The organism is Streptomyces sp. NPDC044033, assembly GCF_056434425.1.
The window spans coordinates 73,398-95,642 of the sequence record NZ_JBWKFF010000012.1; the positions used below are offsets into that span (position 1 = coordinate 73,398).

The window sequence follows — 22,245 nt, forward strand, 5'->3', positions numbered from 1 at the left end:
CCTGACGTCGCCTGGATCGAGCTATTCACATCTTTGCCAGACTGAATATCGCTAGTCAACAGGTCGCGGGGTGGTTGCGGGCATGGATGCGCACGCCGCTTCACACGGAGCGCGCTTCCACGGGCGGCGTCTCGTGGGGCCCGACGCCTCGGGGAGGCGGGAGAGATCGGGGAGGGCGGAGGGGCCGGCAGGCCGGAGGGCTCGGAGAGTTCAGAGAATTCAGAGGGTGAAGCCGCTGGGGAACGGGTCGGTCGGGTCCAGCAGGTACTGGCCCATGCCGGTGATCCAGGCGCGGCCGGTGACGGTCGGGAGTACGGCCGTACGGTCGCCGACCCTGGCGGTGCCGGTGAGGCGGCCGGTGAAGCGGGTGCCGATGAGCGACTCGTTGACGAAGTCCTGGTGCAGGGGCAGTTCGCCGCGCGCGTACAGCTGGGCCATCCGGGCGCTGGTGCCCGTGCCGCACGGGGAGCGGTCGAACCAGCCGGGGTGGATGGCCATCGCGTTGCGGGAGTCGGAGCCGTCCCGGCCGGGGACGGTGAACTGGACGTGCCGGCAGCCGGAGATCGCCGGATCGGTGGGGTGCACGGGCCGGTCGTGCTGGTTGACGGCCTCCATGACGGCCAGCCCCGCGGCGAGGATCTCGTCGCCGCGGGCCGAGGAGAAGGGCAGGCCGAGGGCTTCGAGGGGGGTGATGGCGTAGAAGTTGCCGCCGTAGGCGAGGTCGTAGCGGACCTCGCCGAGGCCGGGGACCTCGACGCGCGCGTCGAGGGCGACGGCGAAGGAGGGCACGCTGTGGATGGTGACGTGTTCGGCGCGGCCGTCGCGGACGGCGACGCGGGCCTCGACGAGACCCGCGGGGGTGTCGAGGCGGACCGTCGTGGTGGGCTCGGTGACCTCGACCATGCCGGTCTCGACGAGGACCGTCGCCACCCCGATCGTCCCGTGGCCGCACATCGGCAGGCAGCCGGACACCTCGATGTAGATCACTCCCCAGTCGGCGTCGGGCCGCGTCGGGGGCTGGAGGATCGCGCCGCTCATGGCGGAGTGGCCGCGGGGCTCGTTCACCAGTAATCGGCGGATGTGGTCGAGGTGCTCCATGAAGTAGGCGCGGCGGTCGGCCATGGTGGCGCCGGGGACCGGGCCGACGCCGCCGGTGATGACGCGGGTGGGCATGCCCTCGGTGTGCGAGTCGACGGCGCTGAAGTAGCGCGCCGCGCGCATCAGCGGGCCGCCGGCAGGGCGGCGACGGCGTCGATGGCGCGCTTCATGTCGGCGTCGAGCAGTTCGAGCCGGTCGGGCGGGAGCGGGCCGCGGGGCGGCCGGCAGGGGCCGCCGTACCGGCCGACGAGGTCCATGCCGCGCTTGATCGCCTGGACGAACTCGGTCCGCGAGTCCCACCGGAAGGCCGCGACCAGCGGCTCGTACAGCGCTCTCGCCTCGGCGAGGCGTCCGGCGAGGGCGAGTTCGCAGAGGCGGACGGACTCGGCGGGGAAGACGTTCGGGAACCCGGCGAACCAGCCCGTGGCCCCCATCAGGAGGGCTTCGAGCACGAGGTCGTCGGCCCCGGCTATGGGCTCCAGGCCCGGGGCCTGTTCCTTGATGTGCAGGATGCGGCGGATGTCGCCGGAGAACTCCTTCACGGCGACGACGCCGTCGATCCGCGCCAGTTCGCCGAGCGTCTCGGGGGTGAGGTCGACCTTGGTGTCGAGGGGGTTGTTGTAGACCATGACGGGCAGCCCCGCCTTGGCCACCTCCGTGTAGTGGTGCACGATCTCGGCGGTGTTCGCCCGATAGAGCGTGGGCGGCAGGCAGAGCACCCCGTCCGCCCCGTCCTCGGCTGCCGACTCGGCCCAGGCGCGCGCCTGATGGGCGCCGGGCCCGTGCACGCCGACGACGACGAGCGCGTCGCCGCCGACGGCTTCGACGGCCGTACGGGCGACGGCGCGGCGCTCGGCGTCGGTGAGGGAGGAGTACTCGCCCAGGGAGCCGTTCGGGCCGACGCCGTGGACGCCGTTGTCGACGAGCCATCGGCAGTGCTCGGCGTACCGGTCGAGGTCGGGCCGCAGCCCGGCGGGGGCGGCGGGGTCTTCGGCGTACGGGAGGGTGGTGGCGACGATGAGGCCGGTGAGGGTGGTGGGTGCGTGGGGTCTGGGCATGGCACTTCCCTTCGGTGGCTGGCGGTGCGGGCGGTTACGGCGCCTTGGGGTCGGGGGCTTCGCGGGGGTCGGTCGGGTCGGCTGGGTCGCTTGGACCGCTTGGGCCGCTCTGGGTGCCGCCCGGATCGCCCAGGCCGTCCGCCGGGTCACCCGGGTCACCCGGGTCACCCGGGTCACCCGGGTCACCCGGGTCACCGCCCAAGTCGCCCAGGCGGATGGGGTGGGCGATAGGGCGGCGGTCGATGGCGTGGGGGTCGGCGAGGGCGGGTGCGCCGGGCGTCTCGGACGCGCCGCCCAGGAGGGTGTTCGCGAGGTCGGCCACGTTGCGCCCGCACACGCGCCCCTGGCAGAGCCCGAGCCCGGCCCGGCAGGTCAGCTTGAGCGCCCGCATCCCGTCCGCCCCGCGCCCGAGCACCGCCTCTCGCAACTGCCCGTACGTCACTTCCTCGCAGCGGCACACCACGGTGTCGTCGGCCAGCCACGACTGCCATCCGCCGCGGACCGGATGCGCGTCGGCGAGCACGGCGGCGAACCGGCGGCCGGAGCGGACTCGGGCGACGAGGGCCGACAAAGAGGCAGGGGTGGCAGGGGTGGCAGGGGTGGCAGGGGTGACGGGTGCCGCAGCGGCGGGCATCGCGGACGCGGCGGGCATCGCAGCGGTAGGGGTGGCGGGGGACGTGGGCGGGGCGACGCCGAGCGCCGCGGCGGCGGTCCCGACCGACGCCGCGGCGGTGGCCGCCCCAGCCTGCGCGGCAGTGGTGGCGCGCGTCGGCGTCAGGCTCAATACGGCGGCGGTACCCGCCAGTTCGCCCTCGGCGGCGGCCGCGGTCGCGCCCGCGATGCCGGTGAGTTCTCCGGCGGCGTAGACGCCCGGCACGGTGGTGGCCTGGTGGGCGTCGACGACGACATGGCCGTCGCACAGGGCGCAGCCCGCGGTGAGGGCGAGTTCGAGTTGGGGGGTGAAGCCGTAGCCGACGCAGACGGCGTCGACGCCTTCGACGCGGCGCTCGCTGCCGGGCCTGATCCGCCACCGCGCGTCGAGGCGGGCGACGGTCACGGCTTCGACGCGGTCGCGGCCGTGCGCCGCGACGACCGCGCCGCGCGACCGGTAGGGGACGCGGCTACGGGCCAGTTCGGCGGCGTAGGAGGAGAGTTCCGCCGCCTTGGCGCGGCCTCCGTCGCGGGCCGCCGCGACCGGGTGCCGCAGCCAGCGGGCCGGGGAGCCCGCCTCGTACACGCCGAGCACGCGCGCGCCGACGGCGAGCAGGGACGTCGCGACGGGGAGCAGGAACGGCCCCGTACCCGCCACGACCACCCGACGGCCGATCGCGGCCCGCTGCCCCTTCGCGAGCGCCTGGGCGGCGCCCGCCGTCACCACCCCGGGCAGTTCCCAGCCGGGGAACGGCAGCGCCCGGTCGTACGCGCCGGTGCACAGGATGAGCGCGTCGGCGGTGAGCGTACGGGCGGTGCGGGCGGTTCCGTCGGCGGGGCCCTGCTGGACGTGGACGAGGTGCCGGTCGCCGGGGGCCGGTTCCAGGGCCCAGACGTCGGCGCACGAGAGGTGGTCGATACGGGGGTGGCCGGCGATCGCCCGTTCCAGCGGGTGGTCCCGCCCGGCCGAGAACTCGACGGGCGGCCGCCGGTGGTACTGGCCCCCCACACGCCCACCGCCGTCGACGAGCGCCACCCGCGCCCCGCCGCCGGCCGCCGCCAGCGCCGCGGCCATCCCGGCGGGCCCGGCCCCCACCACTACGACCAGGGGTTCGGCCGGGGTCCGCCTCATGTGCCCGGCCTGGGTGCCAGGGCGGCGCGGTCCGTACGCCGCTTCCGGGTCGGTCGCAGCCGGAGCCGCGGCCCCTGGGCCCGCCGCACCCTTGCCTGCCGCGCCCTCGCCTGCCGCGCTCAGACCCGCTGACTCCGCCTCCGGAGCACTCACGGCCACCGCACCCGCGGCCGCCGCGCCCATGGCGGTCGTACCCGCGGCCACCGCACCCGCAGCCGTCGGGAGGGGCCCCGGCCCCGCCCCGGCGGCAGGTTCCTCGGCCCGCCGACCGGCCTCACCTCCCCCGCCACCGCACCCGGTCGGCACCTCCCCCGCCCCCGGTTCCGGCGCCCCGGGCCGCCGGAGAGGCCCCTGCGCGCCGCCCTCCCTTACGGCGGACCCCCGCCCCCCGTAAGGGAGTTCGGCCCCCCGCTGGGTCTCGATCCGGTCGCCGTCCGCGATCTCGCGGCGGCAGGCCCGTACGTCCGGGAGCCCGTTGACCACCACCAGGCAGTCGTGGCAGACGCCGATGCCGCAGAACAGGCCGCGGGGCCGGTCACCGTCCCGCGTGGTGCGCCACGAGGTGCGGCCCGCGGCGAGGAGCACCGCGGCCACGCTCTGCCCGGGCAGGGCGAGTTGACGACAGCCGTCCACCTCGACGTGGACGATCCGCTTCGGCTTCGCTGTCATGGGGCGGCGGCCTCCAGACCCGGGCGGCCGACCCGGAAGGGCTCCGGGTCGAGGTGGGGTTCCTCGCCCGCGTACAGCTCCGCGAGGAGTTCGCCCGTCGCGGCGGCCAGGCCGATGCCGGCGCCCTCGTGGCCGGTGGCGTGCCACAGGCCGCGGCGGCGGGGGTCCTCGCCGATGACGGGGAGATGGTCGGGGGTGTACGGGCGGAAGCCGCCGTACGCGCGCATCACCGGCACGTCCCGCAGCGCCGGGAAGAGCCCGGCCGCCTTGCGCGCGAGGGCGCGCAGCACGGCCACCCGCACGGTCTCGTCGAAGCCGACGCGCTGGCGGCTGGAGCCGATGAGGACGGTGCCGGCACGGGTGGCCTCGACGACCGCGGAGGTCTGGAGCGCGGCGTCGCCGCTGCCGACGGCGCCGACGTAATCGGCGTCGTACACCTTGTGCCGCACGGTGTCCGGCGGCAGCGGGGCGGTGACGAGGACCATGCCGCGGCGCGGCAGCACGGACAGCGGCGCGCCCGCCGCCGCGGCGAACTCGCCGGCCCACGGGCCGCAGGCGTTGACGACCGCGCCGCACGGCACGGGCCCGGCCGAGGTCCGTACCGCGCGCACCGCGCCGTCGGCGCGGCACTCGACGCCGAGCGCGCGGACGCCCGTACGGACGGTTCCGCCGCGCGCCCGTACGGCGGCGAGCAGCGCGGTGGCGGCCAGTACGGGCTGGAGCTGGGCGTCCTCGGGGTAGTACACGGCGGCGCGCAGCTCGCGCGTCAAGTGCGGCTCGTAGGCGGGGACTTCATCGAGGGCCAGATCGATGGCGGTCACGCCCGCCGCGCGCTGCGCCGCCGCGAAGGGGCTCAGGGCCCGCGCGCCCGGTTCCGCGGTGGCGACGACGAGTCCGCCCTTGGGCTCGTACTCGCACTCCGCGCGCCGCGGCCCCAGCTCTTCCCCGAGGGCCGCGATGAGCAGCGGCCACCGGTTCAAGGAGGCCCGGGCCAGGTCGAGTTCGGGGCCGGGGGCCTTGTCGGAGACGAGGAGGTTGCCCTCGCCGCGCGCGGTGGTGCCGGAGCCTGCCGGCGCGTGGTCGAGCACGGCGACGCGCGCGCCGCGCCGGGAGAGCGCCTCGGCGCAGGCCGCGCCGATCACGCCGCTGCCGACGACGGCGACGTCGGGGTGCTGGGGGAGCCGGAGAGCGCGCACGGGCGTACCGCCGTTCCGCCGAGGGGGCGCCGTGACGCTATTGCGCGCCCGGTGGAAGGTCAACACCGCCTGGGGCCCGCCGGGTAGTGGCCGACCGCTCCGCTCAATGATGAAGTGGGCTGATGAGCCAAGGAATCTCAGACGCCGAGCGGTCGGCCGCGCGCCGTGACGCAGCCGTGCGGGCCGCCGTGGAGCAGGATCTGATCGGGCCGGGCGAACCGGTCGTCGGGCTGTTGGACGTGGCGGGCATCCGCGCCTCCGCCAGGGCGTTGCGGGCGGCGTTCGAGGAGGTCACCGCGCCGGGTACGGCGGTGCTGCACGCCTTCGCGGTGAAGGCGGCGTCGCTGGTGCCGGTGTTGCGGCTGCTGTCCGAGGAGGGGCTGGGCTGCGAGGTGGCGAGCCCCGGCGAGCTGGCGCTGGCCCGCGCGGCGGGCGTGCCGCCGGACCGTACGGTCCTGGACTCCCCCGCCAAAACCCCGGCCGAGCTGCGGGAGGCGCTGGCGCTCGGCATCGCCGTCAACGCCGACAACCCCGAGGAGCTGGCGCGCCTCGACGCCCTCACCCGCTCCGCGCCGACCGCCTCGCCGCTGGGCCTGCGGGTGAACCCGCAGGTGGGCGGCGGGTCGATCGGTGCGCTGAGCACGGCGACGAAGACGTCGAAGTTCGGGGTGGCGCTGCGGGACGAGGGGGCGCGGGAGTGGGTCGTACGGGCCTTCGCCGACCGGCCGTGGCTGACCCGGCTGCACGCGCACGTGGGGTCGCAGGGCGTGCCGCTGGAGCTGATGGCGCGCGGGGTCCGCGAGACGTACGAACTGGCGGAGGAGATCAACCGGGCGGTGGGCCGGCGGCAGGTCGACACGGTCGACCTCGGCGGCGGGCTGCCGGTGAACTTCGGCTCCGACGAGGTCGAGCCGACGTATCGCGCGTACGCCCGGCTGCTGGCCGAGACTGTGCCGGGGCTGTTCGACGGGCGGTACGGGCTGGTCACGGAGTTCGGCCGGTCGCTGCTCGCGAAGCACGGCACGATCCTGGCCCGCGTCGAGTACGCCAAGTCCGCGGGCGGCCGGGCCATCGCCGTGACGCACGCGGGCGCCCAGGTCGCGATGCGCACGGTGTACGCGCCCCGGTCGTGGCCGCTGCGGGTCGCGGCGTTCGACGGCAAGGGCCTGCCGAAGACGGGCGAGCCGCTCGCCCAGGACGTGGCCGGACCGTGCTGCTTCGCGGGCGACCTGATCGCCGAGAACCGCCCCCTGCCGCGCCTGGAGACGGGCGACCATGCCGCGCTGCTGGACACGGGCGCGTACTACTTCTCGACCCACTTCGCGTACAACAGCCTGCCCCGGCCGGGCGTTTACGGCTTCGCGGCGGACGGCGAGACCGTGCGCTTCACGCCCGTACGCGCCCCGCAGTCCATCCCGGACCTGGTCGCGGAGAGCGGCGGGGAGTACGCGGCGGGCCTCGGCGAGCTGGGGTGAGGGGCGCTACAGCAGGAGGGTGAGTGCCCTGAGTGGCCGGACCGGCCCATTCCGACGAATGCCGCGAACCCGGGCCGCTCGATGGCCGGCGGCATGGCGTCGTCCTCGTCCAGGTACCGGGCGAGGTCGGGGTCCGACCTCAGCAGGGCGAGCGCGCGGGACGCGCGGTCCGGGGGAAGCCGGTCCAGCAGGTGGCGCAAGCGCTCGTAGTCCTCCGCGGCCGTCACGGCTCCGAGCGTACCCGGCCGGGCGTTCCGGGCCCGGGCTCCTGCGCGACGCTCACTCGAACGTGCCGCCCCCGCCATGTCATACCCCGGTATCACCGCCCCTTTGGCTCCGTCGTATGACGCCCTCGGCCCCCTCCCCGCCATAGCGTCGACCGCAGTGATCCGCCGTGCCGCGGCGGACCGATGGGAGGGGCGCAATGCCGACGGACGACAGCGGGCGGAAGACTCGGCGGACCGGTCGCCGCCGGGTGATGGCGGGGGTCGCCGTGCTGGCGGCCGCGGGGGTGCTGGGGACGGCCGGGGCGGTGGCGCCGGCCCAGGCGCAGAGTGCGGGCTCCACCGCCGTACGGGCCCAGCGGGCGGCGCACGCCGACCTGCCCGCGCCCACCGGGCCGTACGGGGTCGGGACCAGTTCGCTGCGGCTCGCCGACCACAGCCGGGCCGACCCCTGGAAGGCCGGAGAGAAGCGGGAGTTGATGGTGAGCTTCTGGTATCCGGCCGCCGCCGGCGGCAAGCGGACCGCGCCGTATATGGAGCCGCGGGCGGCCCGGCACTTCGGGTCCGGGGAAGGGGCCGCCTCCTTCAACCACAACCTGCCGGCCGGCGCGACGGACTGGGCGGCCACCGGCACCCACGCCGTGGAGGGCGCGCCCGTCGCGCGCGGCGGCAAGCGGCCCGTCGTGCTGTACTCGGCGGGGCTCGGCGACCCGCGGACCTGGAACACCGGGCTCGTGGAGGAGCTGGCCTCGCGCGGCTACGTCGTCGTGACCGTCGACCACACCTATGAGGCGTCGGAGGTCGAGTTCCCCGGCGGGCGGCTCGCCCCGTCCGTCTTCCCCGGTCTGCTCAAGCAGCCCGATCTCGACATCGGCTCCGTGCTGCGCACGTCCATGAAGACCCGGGTGGCCGACACCCGCTTCGTACTGGACCGGCTCGGCGGCCTGCGGCACGAGCGCGGGCTGCCGCGCGGGCTCGCCGGCTCTCTCGACCTGCGCCGCGTCGGCATGGCCGGCCAGTCCGCCGGCGGCTTCACCGCCGCCCAGGCCATGCACGACGACCGGCGTATCAAGGCCGGCATCAACATGGACGGCCAGATGGACTTCCCCGACGCCACGGGGCAGGGCAGTGAGCTGAGTTCGGTGGCTCGGGACGGCCTGGACCGGCCGTTCCTGCTGATGGGCACGGACGCGGCGGGCTCCGGGGACTACCGCCGCCAGCCGTCGTGGGGCGCGTTCTGGAAGAACACCCGCGGCTGGCACGGCGATCTGACGATGAAGGGCGGGCAGCACGGCTCGTACACGGACGCCGCGGCCCTCCTCCCCCAGCTCGCCCGCCAGGGGGCGGTCCCGGCGGACGTCCTCGCGAAGAACATCGGGACCGTGCGGCCCGAGCGGGCGGTCGCGGCCGTACGCGCGTACACCGTCTCCTTCTTCGACCGGTGGCTTCGGGGGCAGGACGACCATCTGCTGGACGGGCCCTCGAAGCGCTTCCCCGAGATGACCCACGCCGAATAGCGAGCCCCCGCCCCCGCCTACTCCGCGAACAGCCCCCGCTCCGTGGCCTTGGCGTCGAACTCCTCCAACCGCGCCTGCGCGTCCGGCAGTTCGTCGCACATCGCCTCCAGCAGCACCCGCCCCAGCAGCATCGGCGCGCACGCCGTGTCGAAGGCCAGGCCGGTGCCCACGGCCGCCGGGAGGAGGAGGTCGCTGTGGTGGGCGACGGGGGCGAAGGCGCTGTCGGCGACGGTGACCACCCGCAGGCCGGCGCCGCGCGCGTACTCCAGGGCCTCGATGACCTCGCGCGGGTGGCGCGGCAGCGCGAAGCACAGCAGGGCGGTGCCGCCCGCCCGTACGGTCGCGTCCACGCGGTCCGCGAGCATCGTGCCGCCCTCGTCCAGGAGCCGTACGTCCGGGTGGACCTTGCGGGCGAAGTAGGTGAAGCCGGCGGCCTGGGCGGAGGCGGCGCGCAGGCCGAGCACGGGCAGCGGGCGCGAGCGGGCGAGGAGCCGGCCGGCCTCCGCGACCGGGGCCGGGTCGGCGAGGACCGCGGCGAGGTGCCGCAGATTGTCGATCTCGGCGTGGACGGCCTGCTGGTATTCGTTGTACGAGCCCTCGCCCGCGAGCTGTCCGGCGGGCGCGACCTCGCGCAGGTGCCGGCGGAGCGCCGGGTAGCCGTCGAAGCCGAGGGCGACGGCGAAGCGGGTGACGGAGGGCTGGCTGACGCCGGCCAGCTCGGCGAGTTCGACGCTGGAGAAGAACGGCGCGTCGGCCGCCTGCCGCACCATGCAGTGTGCGATGCGGCGCTGGGTGGGGGTCAGCCGGTGCCCCTCGAAGAGCTTCTGAAGCCGTGCGGCGGCTCCGGAAACCTCTCCTGAGCTGCCGTTTTCGGGGGCATCGCCGCCGTTGCCATGCATGCTGTCCTCCTGGCGTTTTCCGCCGGACTCTTGACTTCTATTCACTCACCTATGACTGTGCATGACTATATGCAGCCCGGGCCCCGCCCGTACGCACAGCCATAGGGAGGCACGGGATATTGGCCATCGAACGCCGCTCCATCGACGTCGTCCCGGACGACGAACGCCACGGCACCGCCTTCAGCCAGTTCACGCTCTGGCTCGGCGCGAACCTCCAGATCACCGCCGTCGTCACCGGCGCGCTCGCCGTCGTCTTCGGCGCGAACGCCTGCTGGGCGATCGTCGGGCTGCTGCTCGGCAATCTGCTCGGCGGCGCCGTCATGGCGCTGCACTCCGCCCAGGGGCCCAAGCTCGGGCTGCCCCAAATGATCTCCTCCCGGGCCCAGTTCGGGGTGCGCGGCGCCGTCGTACCGCTGCTCCTGGTCATCCTGATGTACATCGGCTTCTTCGCCAGCGGCACGGTGCTCGCGGGCCAGGCCGTCGGCGAGCTGACGCACCTCGGGGACACCGCGGGCATCGTGATCTTCGCACTGGTCACGGGCGTCACCGCGGCCGTCGGCTACCGCCTCATCCACGCCCTGGGCCGCGTCGCCTCCGTCGTCTGCGCCGTCGCCTTCCTCTACCTCGGCGCGCGCCTGCTCCAGCGGGCCGACCTCGGCGAGCTGCTGCACGACCGCTCCTTCGGGCTGCCCGTCTTCCTGCTCGCGATCTCCCTCGCCGCGTCCTGGCAGCTCGCGTTCGGCCCGTACGTCGCCGACTACTCCCGCTATCTGCCGCGCACCACCTCCGGCCGGGCCACCTTCTGGTGGACGCTGGGCGGCTCCGTGCTCGGCGCCCAGTGGTCGATGACCTTCGGGGCGCTGGCGGCGGCCGCCGCGGGCGGCGCGTTCGTCGGGCACGAGGTCACCTACATCGTGGGCCTGGGCGGCGACGCGGCGCTGATCACCGCCGCCCTGTACTTCGTCATCGCGTTCGGCAAGCTCACCATCAACGTGCTCAACACCTACGGCGGCTTCATGTCGATGGTGACCAGCATCGGCGGCTTCCGGGAGCAGCGGACGATCACGCCGCGCGCCCGCTCCGCGTACATCGCCGGGATCATGGTCGCGGGCACGGCGGTCGCGCTGCTCGGCAAGGACAGCTTCCTGTCCTCCTTCAAGGACTTCCTGCTCTTCCTGCTGACCTTCTTCACGCCGTGGAGCGCCGTCAACCTGGTCGACTTCTATCTGATCTCCAAGGAGCGCTACGACATCGAGGCGCTGAGCGACCCCGCCGGGCGCTACGGCGCCTGGCGGGCGCCCGCTCTGATCGCGTACGGGGTGGGGGTGCTGGCCCAGTTCCCCTTCCTGGCGACGTCGTTCTACACGGGGCCGCTGGTCGGCCCGCTGGGCGGCGCGGACATCTCCTGGATCGTGGGGCTGATCGTGCCGGCCGCCCTCTACTGGCTGCTCGCGCGCGGCGCCGGGCCCGCCATGCCGGAGGAAGGCGTCACGCGGGAGGGAGCAGCTTCTTCTGCGGCTTCCCCATCGCGTTCCGCGGCAGCTCCTCGATGAAGCGGACCCGGCGCGGCCGTTTGTGTGCCGAGAGCCGCGCGGCGACGAAGTCGATCAGTTCTCCGTCGCCGACCCCGTCGGCCACCACATAGGCGACGATCTCCTGGCCGAGGTCCTCGTGCGGGACGCCGACGACGGCCGCCTCGCGCACCGCCGGGTGGTCGAGCAGGGCGTTCTCCACCTCGCCCGCGCCGATGCGGTAGCCGCCCGACTTGATCAGGTCGGTGGAGGCGCGGCCGACGATGCGGTGCGCGCCGTCCGCCTCGATGGCCGCGATGTCGCCCGTACGGAACCAGCCGTCGGCCGTGTACGCGGCGGCCGTGGCCTCCGGGCGGCCGAGGTAGCCGTCGAAGAGGGTCGGGCCGCTGATCTCCAGCTCGCCGATCTCCGCGCCCGGCTCGGCGGCGATCCGGGTGCGCACGCCCGCGATCGGCGTGCCGACGCGGCCGGGCCGCCGCTCGCCGTCGGCGCGGGTGGCCACGGTGATCAGCGTCTCGGTCATGCCGTAGCGCTCCACGGGGCGCTGCCCGGTGAGCGCTTCGAGGTCGCGGAAGACGGGGGCGGGTAGCGCCGCGCTCCCCGACACCAGCAGCCGGGCCCCGGACAGCGCCCGCGCGGCGTCCGGGTCCCGGGCCACGCGGCCCCAGACGGTGGGGACGCCGAAGTACAGGCTGCCGCCCGCCGCCGCGTACGCCTGCGGGGTCGGGCGGCCCGTGTGGACGAGGCGGCAGCCGGTGCGCAGCGCGCCGAGCACGCCGAGGACCAGCCCGTGCACATGGAAGAGCGGCAGCCCGTGTACGAGCGTGTCCTCGGCGCTCCACTGCCAGGCGTCCGCGAGGCCGTCGAGCCCGGCGGCGACGGCGCGGTGCGGGATGAGGGCGCCCTTGGGGGCGCCGGTGGTGCCCGAGGTGTAGAGGACGAACGCGGTCGCCGCCGCGGGCGGGGCCGCGCCGCGGAAGTCGGCGCGCTCGCGCATGTCCACGGCGAGCTCCTCCCCCGCCCCGAACACCAGCTCCGCGCCCGAGTCGCGCAGGATGTGGTCCCGTTCGGCGGGCCCCGAGTCCGGTGGCAGCAGCACCAGGGGCACCCCGGCCAGCAGGCCGCCGACCACGGCGGCCACCGTCTCCAGCGTGGCGTCGGCCCGTACGGCCACGGACTTCGCCCCCGCGATACGGGCGGCCACCGCGCCGGCCGCGCCCAGCAGGTCGGCGCGGGAGCAGGGGCGGCCCGCCACGGACAGCGCGTCGGGGCGGTCGGGGGCGTCAGGGTCCGTCAGAGAGGTCAGCGGGGAGGCGGAGTCGTGCACGGCTGCTCCTTCCACGGGGGCAGGACGCCCCCACCGTCAATACGGGGGTTAGCCCCACTTTCACGGGGCTTCGCCGACCGTATCGTTGACGGTATGACGGCCCGCGACCCAGAGCTGAAGAAGGAACTCGACGCCACCTTGCAGACCCGCAAGGAACTGGGCGTGGAGTACGAGTCGGAGCTGGTCGACTCGTTCTTGGAGAAGGTCGAGCGGAAGCTCGACGGAACGCTCGACAAGCGGGTGCGCCGCCACCTCGCCGAGCAGCAGATGTCGGCGGCCCGCGGGCCGCAGCAGCGGCCGGGCGGCGGCCCCGGAGTGGACAGCTTCGGCGAGCGGTTCGGCTTCGCGACCGTCTCGCTCGTGCTCGCCGTCCCGCTGTCCGCGATCGGCGCGGTCAACGCGGGCCTGGCCGGGCTGCTCGTGACCTGGGTCGGCATCGTCGGTGTCAATGTCGTCAACGCGGCGGGGTACGTGCCCTGGTTCCGGCAGCGCACCCGCAAGGCGGACGACGACTGGTCATGAGCCCGGCTGCGGGGGACGGCCGGCCGGGGAGTGGCGCGGGGACCGCCGCACCCCGGCCGGAGCCGGGGGCGGGACGACGGCGGTCCCCGCGAAGGACGCGGTGCCGGGTGAGGACCGGCGCTCGCGCCCGGGCGGCCATGGAGGTCCGGGAGCCGCTCCGGAGGTCCTTGGCGCCGTAAGGGTGTCGGTTCGAACGGACGTCCTCGCCGACATCTCTCAATATGCCGGTCCCGTGTTAAATGCGTGCTGCGGGCGCGTGACTCATACGTACCGTTTACGCGAAAGACGCGCCCCCTGTCGGCCTGTTCACTCCACGCCGACGTCCTGGGCGCTGCCCTCGCGCTCCGGAGTCCTGCGCTCCTCCTGCGGCAGCCGGCGCTCCAGGCGCAGCATCAGCACCGCGCCCAGCCCGGCGAGGAGGCCCACGGTGAGCCAGGGAAGCAGCCGGTTCTGGCTGAAGAGCAGGCCGAACAGGCTGGGCGCGATGACGCTCGCGCCGGCGAAGGCGTACTGGAACGCCGCGAGGTAGGTCCCCCGCGAACCGGCCGGCGCCGCGGCCGCGGCGAGCGCGTTCGACACGGGCCCGTAGGTCATCTCCGCGGCGGAGAAGCACACCACCACGATCACCAGGAACGGCACCAGCGCCGCGGACGGCAGCAGGACGGCCGTCGCGGACCCGGCGCACCACACCACCCACAGCCCGCCGGCCCACGCCATGGCGCGGGCCCGGGTGCAGCGGCGGCGGACGAAGCGGCTGACCGCGGCGGTGCAGGTGGCCAGCAGCAGGGTGTTCAGGGCCAGTAGGGCGCCTGGCGCCCAGCCCGGCCCGGACAGGCCCTCGACGACGTAGGCGGGCAGCGACAGGGCCAGGAAGTTGCTGCACAAGGAGAAGATCGTGCACGTCCCGATCAGCGCGAGATAGGGCCGGTCCCGCAGCAGTGCGGGGAGGCCGGAGCGGCCGGAGCCGCCTTCCACGGCCGTCTGCGGCGGGGCGTGCGAGGTGGACGGCACCGCGAAGACGACCATCAGCGCGGCCGCCAGGAACGCCAGCGCGCTGCCGAGAATCAGCCCGTCATAGACGCGCGCGGAGTCGGCGGCGAGCAGCGCGCCCGCGATCAGCGCCCCGCCGCCGGCGCCCGTCTCCCGGAGCATTCCGGTCCGTGCGAACCAGTACTCCTTGGCGTCCGCCCCTTTGGCGGACGCCCCCTCGGCGTCCGCCTGGTCGGCGATGAGGGTGAAGACCGAGGACCAGTAGACCCGCGTGCCGACCTTCATCACCAGGACGGCGACCACCAGCGAACTCGCTCCGGAGACCGTCAGATAGAGCAGGAAGCCGAGCGCTTGCAGCGCCTGCCCGCCGGCGACCACCAGACGCGGCCCGATCCGGTCGACCAGCCGCCCGATGGCGAGCGGCACCGGCAGAGCCGCCGCGCTGGCCACGCTGACGAGCACACCGACCGTCCCCAGGTCCAGGTCGGTGACCCTGAGGAAGTACAGCAGCGACAGCGGGAGGTACAGGCCCGTGCCGAGCGAGTCGACCCCCACCGCCGTCAGGAGCGGCCATCTCCGCGGGCCGCTCCGTCCCGTGCCGTAATCCGTCGCCGCCCGTGCCACGCGATGCACCACCCTCGCTCCACCCCGCCCATCCGAAACAGTCGCCGTGCGTCACGCGGGCGTCGGTGTCCCTCGAACCCCCGTCGCCGCAGGTTCCCGGCGATCCGGCCGCGTCGGTCAACCGAACCACCGCTCCAGTTCGAGTGCCACGCCGTCGTCCTCCGCCGCCGCCGTGACCGCGTCGGCGGCGTCGCGGACGTCCTGGGGGGCCTGCGCCACCGCGACTCCGCGGCCGGCCTGGCGCAACATCTCGATGTCGTTGCGCCCGTCCCCGATGGCGAGCACATCCGCGCCGCTCAGAGCGAGTCCGGTACGGACATGGCGCAGCCCCGACGCCTTGGAGACGCCGACGGGCGTGAGGTCCAACCATGCCGTCCAGCCGACGACGTGGTCCGCGCCCGTCAGGTCGAGTTCGCCCGCCAGTCGCACGAACTCCTCGGAGGTCGCCGCGGGGTCGCGGACGATCACCCGGCCGGCCGGACGGGCGAGCAGGTCGTCGAGACCGGCGAGGACCGTCTCACCGGGCAGCTCGCCCGCGGGGAACGGCGCGGTGACGCGGTAGCCGCCCTCGTACTCGACCGCGACCAGGGCCGACGGGCGCCGGTCGAGGAAGGCCCGCACCGCCGGTGCCGGGTCGAACGTCTCCTGGTGCGCGAACTCCAGCGGTGCGTAACGGCACACCACCGCGCCGTTGCTCGCCACCATCCACAGCCGCTCGCCGCGCTGGCCGTACAGGCCGAGGCGGTCGGCGACGCGCGTCATGCCCAGCGGCGAGCGGCCGGAGCAGAGTACGACCTCGGTACCCGCGTCCAGGGTGGCCCGCAGCGCTTTGAGGATCTTGCTGCCGGCCGGCTCGGGTGCCGCCTCCCGCGCTTCGGTCCAGGCCGGGAGGGTGCCGTCGATGTCGAGCGCCACGAGGCGCGGCCGCCCCCTCACACCGACTCCAGGAGTACGCGCATGAGCGGGGCCAGCGGTACCGAGGAGGCGTCCCCGGCGTCGTCCATGGCCTTCACGAGCGCCGCCACCAGGGGTGCGGACCGGCCGGGCCGCCGCCCGAACGCCTTGCCGTAGCCGCGCGGTGTGACCCCGCTGAACGGGGTGACCCGCACCTTGTCCGGTGCTGTGCCGTCGAGTGTGAGGGCGTCCGCGTGGAACGGGTAGCGGGCGGAGTCGGCGGGCCCGAGGAAGCGGACCTCCGACACCCCGGTGACGATGAGCTGGCGCAGGCACTGCCGGCACGGAGGCCGGGTGACCACGGCTTCCGAGCCCACGACGCCGGCGCCGTGCCGGGCGGCCGATGCCAGGGCCGCCAGCTCGGCGTGGACCACCCGGCCGAGGCTCTCCAGTGCCCGCGCGACGCTGTCGTTGCCCGCCCCGCTGTCGAGGTCGACGACGAAGCGGCGGGCCAGCGCCGGGAGATCGCCGAGCCTCTCGCCCTGGTCCGCCTCGGCGAACTGGAGCACCGCGCGGACCAGCGCCACCTTCGCCTCGTGCGCCGGGTCGGCTCCGTCCAGCAGGTCACGGGCGTCATCGGGGGAATCGGCCCAGTACTGACCGCCGCCCGCGCGCGGCACCTCGTTGGTGCCCAGCGCGATCACGTCCCCCACCTCGTCGATGAGGGCGCAGCCGACGCCGCCGCGCATCCCCGCGGACCTGCCCGCCTGGCCCTCCGCGAGGAACATCGCGTGCTCGTACCGGTTCGGCCGCAGTTCCGGGCCGCCGGCCAGCGTCGCCACCGCGGCTTCCAGCCCCGGCCGGCCGTCGTCCTCCGGGGAGACCACGAAGTCGGCCAGGCCGTACATCAGGCCCGGTGCGGACGGCCCGTCCGCGCGGGCCAGCAACCGGAAGCCGGCTCCGAGCAGTCGGTCGAGCACGGCCGACCACCGCCACGGGTCGGGCAGCGGCACCACCAGGACGTCGTGGTCCCGCGTCCTGCGGACGAGATTGGTGAGGACCTCCTCGGCCGGGGCGGCGTCCGTGGCGGCGAAGAGCCCGGTGTCGGTCGCGACCGTGAGACCGCGCTCCTTGAGCATTCCGTGGACGGCGTCGAGCGAACGGCCGGCCAGTTCCGGGGTCAGGGCGACGACGGTGCTCATCCGCTCACCGCACTGTCGCCCCGGCCCGGCAGCGCGCGCCGGTCGTAGAGGTCCGTGCCCTGCCGTCGGGGCACGAACCGGCCGTCGGCCTCCGGCCCCACCCACCGCCCCTTGCGGACCAGCGGCTGCCCCCGGAGGAAGACGGCGTGCACGCTCCCCCGCAGGGTCAGGCTCTCGAACGCCGAGTGGTCGACCCGCATATGGTGATCCGACGGGCCGGTGCGCGTCATACCTCGCGGGTCGAGGACGGTGATGTCGGCGTGCGCACCCGGCGCGAGCGACCCCTTGTCGGGGTCCATGCCGAACAGGCGCGCGGGGGACGTGGAGGTCACATCGACGAACCGGGACAGGGGGATCTTCCCGCGGAGCGCGGCGTCGTAGAGCAGGGGCACCCGGTACTCGATGCCCGCGATGCCGCCGGGCAGCTTCGTGAAGTCGCGCTGCTCGGCCGGGAACAAGGTGGACCGGCAGAACGGGCAGTGGTCGGACGACACCACGGACAGGTCGCCTGCCGACAGCGCCCACCACAGCCGGTCGCGGTGCTCCTGGGTGCGCAGGGGCGGCGCGCACACGAAGTCGGCGCCTTCCTCCCACGGCCGGTCGAGCTCCGCGACGTCCAGATAGAGGTAGTGCGGGCAGGTCTCGGCGAAGACGGGGAGCCCGCGCCTGCGGGCGTCGGCTATCGCGTCCAGCGCCTCGGCGGAGGAGACATGGACGAAGTAGAGCGTGGGCATGCCGGCGAGCTCGGCGAGGAAGATGGCGCGGCGGGTGGCCTCGCCCTCGATGGCCGGTGTCGCGGTCCTGGCGTGCCACGGCAGGGACAGGTGGCCGCGCTCCCTGGCCCGCTCCCGCAGGAACTCCATGGCCAGGCCGTTCTCCGCGTGGACCATCACCGTGATGTCGAGTTCCGCGGCGCGTTCCATCGCGGCCAGGAGCCGGCTGTCATCGCTGTAGAGGTCGCCGGGGAACGCCATGAAGAGCTTGATGCTCGGCACACCGGCCGCCACGAGCCGCGGTAACCGCGCGAGGGACGCCTCGTTGACGTCGCCCACGATCTGGTGGAATCCGTAGTCGATCGCGCACCGCCCGCGGGCCCGCTCGCTCGCGTCGGCGAGCCGGTCGAGCAGGTCCTCACCGGGTCCTTGGCGGACGAAGTCGACGACCGCGGTGGTGCCGCCGAACGCCGCCGCCCTGGTGCCCGAGGCGAAGTCGTCCGCGGTCGAGACTCCGGCGACCACGGTCTCCAGATGGGTGTGCACGTCGACGAAGCCCGGAGCCACGTGCATGTCCGTGGCGTCGATGACCTCGTCGGCGTCCGTCACCGTGCCCGGCGCGCGCCACGCGTCGATGCGGCCGTCGCGTACCACCAGGTCCACGGTGTGTGGTCCGGACGCGGTCAGGACGGTGCCGCCGCGGATGGCCAGTGTCGTCATCGGATCCCGCCTTCGTCGTGTCGCAGGTCCGCCGGCCACGGGTCGGCGTCGATGTCGATGTCTATGTCGATCTCCCGCGCCTCGGCGAGCACGCGGAGGAAGGCCCTCTCGCGCGCGAGGAAATCCGCGCGGTTGCGCCGCAGCAGCTCGGTGATCGCGCCGACGTCACGGGTCGGACGGTTCGTGACGTCGCGCAGCAGGCCGTTCTGGCTGAGCTGGTGCAGGTCCGAGGAGACCGACTGGGTGGTCGAGAAGCGCATCGGGATGGAGATGTTGCCGTCGGTCAGGGTCTCGACCTCGTGGACCCAGAACGGCGGGATGTACAGGATCTCGCCCGCGGACAGGACCCCCTCGTAGCGCACTTCGCCGGACCAGTCAGGCTGGTCCGCGAGGCTGAGCCCCGGCGCGGGCGCCAGGTCGTAGCGCTCGTCGTCCTGCCATGCCGACTGGAGGTTCACGGTGTCGAGCGGGTGGACGAGGGTGTAGCGCTTCGCACCCCGTACCTGGATCAGGAAGCTGTGCCACCAGTCGTGGTGTCCGGGTGTCACGTTCCCCGCCTGGCTGAACCAGACCCCGGTCGCCTCGGGCCGGTACTCGGCGCCGACATCGGGGACCGTGAAGTCCCGTGCCAGTTCCTCATAACCGCTCTCGGCGGCCCCGATGCGGAGGTAGAGCGAACCGTCGACGATCCGCCGCTCCCCGAAGAGGTGCGCGAGGGCTTCGCCGAAGGTCATCGTCTTGGTGGCGTTGACCTGCTTGAGCACGGTGTTGCGCGACGCTTCCCCGGTCACGAACGGGGCCACCTCGACATCGCCCATCCGCCGCGTGAGCGACGACAGGTTCCAGTCCGTACAGCACGCCCACCGCTCGGCGACCCCGGTGATGAGCAGCGGCGTCTCTCCGAGCATCGGCCGGCCGTCCGCCCCGCCGCGCACCGGCAGCGCGTCCACGCGCGTAGCCTCCCGGGCGGTCACAGCGCGGTCTTCGCGTCGATGGTGGCGTCCGCGGCCGCCCATCCCGTCGCGGGCCAGCCGGGATGGCTCTCGTACGCGGCGTCGAAGACGCGGATCTGGTGCTGCAGGCTCCGCGCGTAGGCGAACATCATCTTCTCGCGGGCCTCCGCGGTGGTCGCGCACTCGTCCATCACCGCGGCGTGGGCCTCCGCCATCGCGCTGCCCGCCTTGTTCGCGTAGTACTGGGCCCAGGCGCCGAAGGCCGGCGGGCCCTGGATGTCGACGCCCTTGAACCGCTCCCCGACGACCCGTGTGAACATCGCGCACGGATACAGCGCGGCGGCTATCTCGCCGATGCCGCCGTCGAGCCCCGTCTTCAGCATGTGGTTGGCGTACGCCTCGCGGGCCGGCGTCAGCGCCCCCGCGTCGAAGCGCACCACGGTCTGTCCCAGGCTCTCGACCAGTGACCGCTTGAAACCGGTCTCCTCGGTGACGAAGTACTCGGAGAGCAGGTTCGCCGTCGTCCTCGACCACGCGGAGCCCGTCGGGGACTTCGTCAGCCCGAGTGCCAGCGTGCGGTGGATATAGGGGATGAACGGCGCGTCGTCGATCTGGAAGGCCAGGAACCGCTCGGTGGTCATCCGCCCCTGTTCCAGGTCGGTCAGCCAGGGGTGGTTCTCGTACGCCTCCCAGCCGGCCGTCATCGCCTCCCGGCACTGGTCGGTGAAGGTGGTCGGCACAGTTGCGTCGGTGTCGGTGGCGCTCACGTTGTCACCTCTCCGCTGTCGGCGATCAGCCATCGCGACAGCACGTCGTCGAACGGGACGGCCGGGTTTCCCGGTGCCGTGGTCACGGTGAACTCCCACTCCCTGCCGGGTGGGGACACGATGTCGTGCGCCGCGAGCGGTGTCGGGAAGAACCGCTCGGAGGCGAAGAGGTCCGCCGGATACGTCGCCCACTCGCACGACGCGAGCGCGAGGCACACCTGCGCGCCGACCGGGCTTTCCAGCATGTTGCCGACGACGGCGCCGATGCCGGACCGCGCCGCCAGCTCCCCGATGTCGGCGGCGGCGCGCAGCCCGCCCACGCGTCCGGGTTTGACGTTGACGAACCCGCAGCTGCCGAGCTCCAGCGCGACTTCCAGGTCGTGCCGCGAGCGGACCGACTCGTCGAGGCAGACCGGGGTGTCCAGACGCCGCTGGAGTTCGGCGTGGCCGAGGAAGTCGTCCGCGCCCAGGGGCTGTTCGATCATGGCCAGGCCGAGCGGGTCCAGCAGCGCGAGGCGGTCGATGTCGTCCCTGCCGAACGTCGCGTTGCAGTCGACGTGCAGGGTGACATCGGGGAACGCGCGCCGCACCTGCCTGAGTTGGTCGATCTCCGTCCGCCGGCCCATCTTCAGCTTGACCCGAGGACAGCCGGAGCCGACCGCGTCCGCGATCTTCGCCAGCAGTTCGTCCGTGTCGGCGTGGATGTCGAAGTCCGCGCCCGCCGGCACCGTCGAGCGGGTCCCGCCTACGTACGAGCTGAGCGGGTGCCGCTCGATGCAGCCGCGCAGCGCCCACCAGGCCGTCTCGATCGCGGCCTTGGCGAAGGTGTTGCCCCGGATCTCCGCGAAGAGACCGGTCAGCCCACCGATGTCGTCGACGGTGGCCCCGGCCAGGCGGGGGAGCAGGTAGTCGCGCACCAGCGTGTACGTCGGCCGTCCCCACTCCCCGCAGAACAGCGGCCAGGTGCCCGGGGCCGCCTCGCCCCACCCGGCCGTCTCCCCGCTGGTGAGCCGGACGAGCACGGTGTCGATGTCGGACTGCGCCCCGAACGACGTCTTCCAGGGCTCCTTCAACGGCATGCGCAGCATGAACACCCGCGCGGAATCGATCTGCATGGGCTCCTTTCCGCTGTCCGGCCCCAGGGGGCCTCACCGGTCAGCTCACGAACGGCTCGCGAGCCACTTCTTGGCCTGCTCCGCGTACTGCGGCGCCCACTGCGGGCTCCAGCGCCGGAAGTAGACGTGCATGTTCAGCGCGTGCAGCACCTGTCCGAGATCGATGCGCCGCTCCCAGTCGGCCGGCATCGGACACGCCGCGTCGTAGGACGCGAGGAAGACCTCGCGGCCGGCTCCGAACGCGTCGAAGAGGTGCTCGTCGAGCTTGCCGAAGTCACGGAACCGGTCCGCGTACGTGGCGTGTTCGAAGTCGAGGACGCAGCTGATCCGCCCGTCGCGCACCAGGAAGTTCGGCAGCCACAGATCGCCGTGGGTGAGGGCCGGGACGCTCGCCGACTCCTCCAGCCCCGCCACGGCGGCGCCGATCGCGGACCGGAGGGCGTCGGCGTCGCCGATCAGGGAGAGCTCGGCCCCCGGGATCAGCGCCTCCACCTCGGCCTCGACCGACTCCTTCAGCGACGGCACAGCGGGGCCGCCCAGCACGTCCCCGAAGTGGGGCCCCCTGATGGCGTGCAGCCGCCCGATGACCTCGCCGAGGTCCTTGACCAGCGCCATCCGCTGGTCGAGGCCGAGGGTTTCCCACACCTCGCCCGCGGCGTCGCCTTCCTCGTACTCCTGGATGAGCAACGGGCCGCCCATGGACGACTCGTGCTCCACCAGCCGCCGATACCGCACCACGGGGATGCCGTGTTCCGCCGCCACCTTGGCATTGGCTACGAGCCGCCGCAGGTGCTCGGGGTCCGGCTCCCGCTGCGGCACCTTGACCAGCAGCGGTCCCTCATCGGTTTCGGCCACCCACTGCTTGCTCGTGTAGCCCTTGTCGAGCGGGCGGACCGAGGTGACCCGGCTGTCCGGACACTCCCTTCCCAGGATGTCCCGGATCGTGTTCGCGGTATCGGTGGACATG

The 22,245-nt window shown here is 73.9% G+C and carries 18 protein-coding genes; 4 read left to right on the forward strand and 14 right to left on the reverse strand.

Translation table 11 applies throughout. The features are described from left to right. Positions 1-219 precede the first annotated feature (219 nt). Genes AC07AB_RS21760 through AC07AB_RS21775 form a run of 4 tightly spaced genes read right to left on the reverse strand, consistent with a single transcriptional unit; the run spans position 220 to position 5,804 of the window. Positions 220-1,221 carry a proline racemase family protein gene (locus tag AC07AB_RS21760; RefSeq protein WP_478569356.1) on the reverse strand — a complete coding sequence of 334 codons (1,002 nt, stop codon included), beginning with the start codon at positions 1,219-1,221 and terminating at the stop codon, positions 220-222. After that, on the reverse strand, positions 1,221-2,156 hold the full coding sequence (locus tag AC07AB_RS21765) for a dihydrodipicolinate synthase family protein (RefSeq protein WP_478569358.1): 936 nt from the start codon (positions 2,154-2,156) through the stop codon (positions 1,221-1,223). Before AC07AB_RS21765 ends, AC07AB_RS21760 begins: the two co-directional genes overlap by 1 nt. Positions 2,157-2,190: 34 nt before the next feature. Next, a complete protein-coding gene (locus tag AC07AB_RS21770) occupies positions 2,191-4,608 on the reverse strand; it encodes an FAD-dependent oxidoreductase (protein WP_478569360.1) in 2,418 nt (805 codons plus the stop codon). After that, complete coding sequence (locus AC07AB_RS21775; protein WP_478569362.1) at positions 4,605-5,804, reverse strand: NAD(P)/FAD-dependent oxidoreductase; 1,200 nt, start codon at positions 5,802-5,804, stop codon at positions 4,605-4,607. Before AC07AB_RS21775 ends, AC07AB_RS21770 begins: the two co-directional genes overlap by 4 nt. Before the next feature lie 122 nt (positions 5,805-5,926). Here AC07AB_RS21775 and AC07AB_RS21780 point away from each other — a divergent pair, with 122 nt between their 5' ends. Next, entirely contained in the window at positions 5,927-7,279 is a 1,353-nt protein-coding gene (locus tag AC07AB_RS21780) for a type III PLP-dependent enzyme domain-containing protein (RefSeq protein WP_478569364.1), read from the forward strand. Between the two features lie 424 nt (positions 7,280-7,703). After that, on the forward strand, positions 7,704-9,020 hold the full coding sequence (locus tag AC07AB_RS21785; RefSeq protein WP_478569366.1) for an alpha/beta hydrolase family protein: 1,317 nt from the start codon (positions 7,704-7,706) through the stop codon (positions 9,018-9,020). A 17-nt stretch (positions 9,021-9,037) separates the two neighbouring features. Here the strand turns inward: AC07AB_RS21785 and AC07AB_RS21790 are convergent, their stop codons facing one another. Then, entirely contained in the window at positions 9,038-9,919 is an 882-nt protein-coding gene (locus tag AC07AB_RS21790) for a MurR/RpiR family transcriptional regulator (protein ID WP_478569368.1), read from the reverse strand. A 125-nt stretch (positions 9,920-10,044) separates the two neighbouring features. Here AC07AB_RS21790 and AC07AB_RS21795 point away from each other — a divergent pair, with 125 nt between their 5' ends. Then, on the forward strand, positions 10,045-11,472 hold the full coding sequence (locus AC07AB_RS21795; protein WP_478569634.1) for a purine-cytosine permease family protein: 1,428 nt from the start codon (positions 10,045-10,047) through the stop codon (positions 11,470-11,472). Here AC07AB_RS21795 and AC07AB_RS21800 read toward each other — a convergent pair. After that, entirely contained in the window at positions 11,408-12,778 is a 1,371-nt protein-coding gene (locus tag AC07AB_RS21800) for an acyl-CoA synthetase (protein WP_478569370.1), read from the reverse strand. The two genes, AC07AB_RS21795 and AC07AB_RS21800, sit on opposite strands and share 65 nt — an antisense overlap. A gap of 93 nt (positions 12,779-12,871) precedes the next feature. On the opposite strand from AC07AB_RS21800, the gene AC07AB_RS21805 reads away from it, so the two are divergent. Continuing rightward, on the forward strand, positions 12,872-13,300 hold the full coding sequence (locus tag AC07AB_RS21805; RefSeq protein WP_478569372.1) for a hypothetical protein: 429 nt from the start codon (positions 12,872-12,874) through the stop codon (positions 13,298-13,300). Between the two features lie 306 nt (positions 13,301-13,606). Here AC07AB_RS21805 and AC07AB_RS21810 read toward each other — a convergent pair whose 3' ends face one another. The 8 genes from AC07AB_RS21810 to AC07AB_RS21845 form a co-directional block, all read right to left on the reverse strand. Next, the gene (locus tag AC07AB_RS21810) at positions 13,607-14,845 is read right to left on the reverse strand and encodes an MFS transporter (RefSeq protein WP_478569373.1); all 1,239 of its coding nucleotides are present in this window, start codon (positions 14,843-14,845) and stop codon (positions 13,607-13,609) included. Between the two features lie 186 nt (positions 14,846-15,031). Beyond that, a complete protein-coding gene (locus AC07AB_RS21815) occupies positions 15,032-15,850 on the reverse strand; it encodes an HAD family hydrolase (RefSeq protein WP_478569375.1) in 819 nt (272 codons plus the stop codon). After that, complete coding sequence (locus tag AC07AB_RS21820; protein WP_478569377.1) at positions 15,847-17,010, reverse strand: hypothetical protein; 1,164 nt, start codon at positions 17,008-17,010, stop codon at positions 15,847-15,849. The genes AC07AB_RS21815 and AC07AB_RS21820 overlap by 4 nt, the downstream gene beginning before the upstream one ends. Then, entirely contained in the window at positions 17,007-18,443 is a 1,437-nt protein-coding gene (hydA, locus tag AC07AB_RS21825) for a dihydropyrimidinase (protein ID WP_478569379.1), read from the reverse strand. Before hydA ends, AC07AB_RS21820 begins: the two co-directional genes overlap by 4 nt. Continuing rightward, positions 18,440-19,393, reverse strand: a complete 954-nt coding sequence (locus AC07AB_RS21830) for a cupin-like domain-containing protein (RefSeq protein WP_478569381.1) — start codon at positions 19,391-19,393, stop codon at positions 18,440-18,442. The genes hydA and AC07AB_RS21830 overlap by 4 nt, the downstream gene beginning before the upstream one ends. A gap of 20 nt (positions 19,394-19,413) precedes the next feature. Further along, entirely contained in the window at positions 19,414-20,163 is a 750-nt protein-coding gene (locus AC07AB_RS21835) for a thiaminase II/PqqC family protein (protein WP_478569383.1), read from the reverse strand. Beyond that, a complete protein-coding gene (menC, locus tag AC07AB_RS21840) occupies positions 20,160-21,278 on the reverse strand; it encodes an o-succinylbenzoate synthase (protein ID WP_478569385.1) in 1,119 nt (372 codons plus the stop codon). The genes AC07AB_RS21835 and menC overlap by 4 nt, the downstream gene beginning before the upstream one ends. 45 nt (positions 21,279-21,323) lie before the next feature. Next, positions 21,324-22,244 (reverse strand): phosphotransferase family protein, encoded by a 921-nt coding sequence (locus tag AC07AB_RS21845; protein WP_478569387.1) that lies wholly within the window; start codon positions 22,242-22,244, stop codon positions 21,324-21,326. Position 22,245: the final 1 nt, after the last annotated feature.

Coding starts and splice junctions, on each gene's coding strand:
- AC07AB_RS21760 (WP_478569356.1), bottom strand. CDS start 1,221: ATGCGCGCGGCGCGCTACTTCAGCGCCGTCGACTCGCACACCGAGGGC.
- AC07AB_RS21765 (WP_478569358.1), bottom strand. CDS start 2,156: ATGCCCAGACCCCACGCACCCACCACCCTCACCGGCCTCATCGTCGCC.
- AC07AB_RS21770 (WP_478569360.1), bottom strand. CDS start 4,608: ATGACAGCGAAGCCGAAGCGGATCGTCCACGTCGAGGTGGACGGCTGT.
- AC07AB_RS21780 (WP_478569364.1), top strand. CDS start 5,927: ATGAGCCAAGGAATCTCAGACGCCGAGCGGTCGGCCGCGCGCCGTGAC.
- AC07AB_RS21785 (WP_478569366.1), top strand. CDS start 7,704: ATGCCGACGGACGACAGCGGGCGGAAGACTCGGCGGACCGGTCGCCGC.
- AC07AB_RS21790 (WP_478569368.1), bottom strand. CDS start 9,919: ATGCATGGCAACGGCGGCGATGCCCCCGAAAACGGCAGCTCAGGAGAG.
- AC07AB_RS21805 (WP_478569372.1), top strand. CDS start 12,872: ATGACGGCCCGCGACCCAGAGCTGAAGAAGGAACTCGACGCCACCTTG.
- AC07AB_RS21820 (WP_478569377.1), bottom strand. CDS start 17,010: ATGAGCACCGTCGTCGCCCTGACCCCGGAACTGGCCGGCCGTTCGCTC.
- hydA (WP_478569379.1), bottom strand. CDS start 18,443: ATGACGACACTGGCCATCCGCGGCGGCACCGTCCTGACCGCGTCCGGA.
- menC (WP_478569385.1), bottom strand. CDS start 21,278: ATGCAGATCGATTCCGCGCGGGTGTTCATGCTGCGCATGCCGTTGAAG.
- AC07AB_RS21845 (WP_478569387.1), bottom strand. CDS start 22,244: ATGTCCACCGATACCGCGAACACGATCCGGGACATCCTGGGAAGGGAG.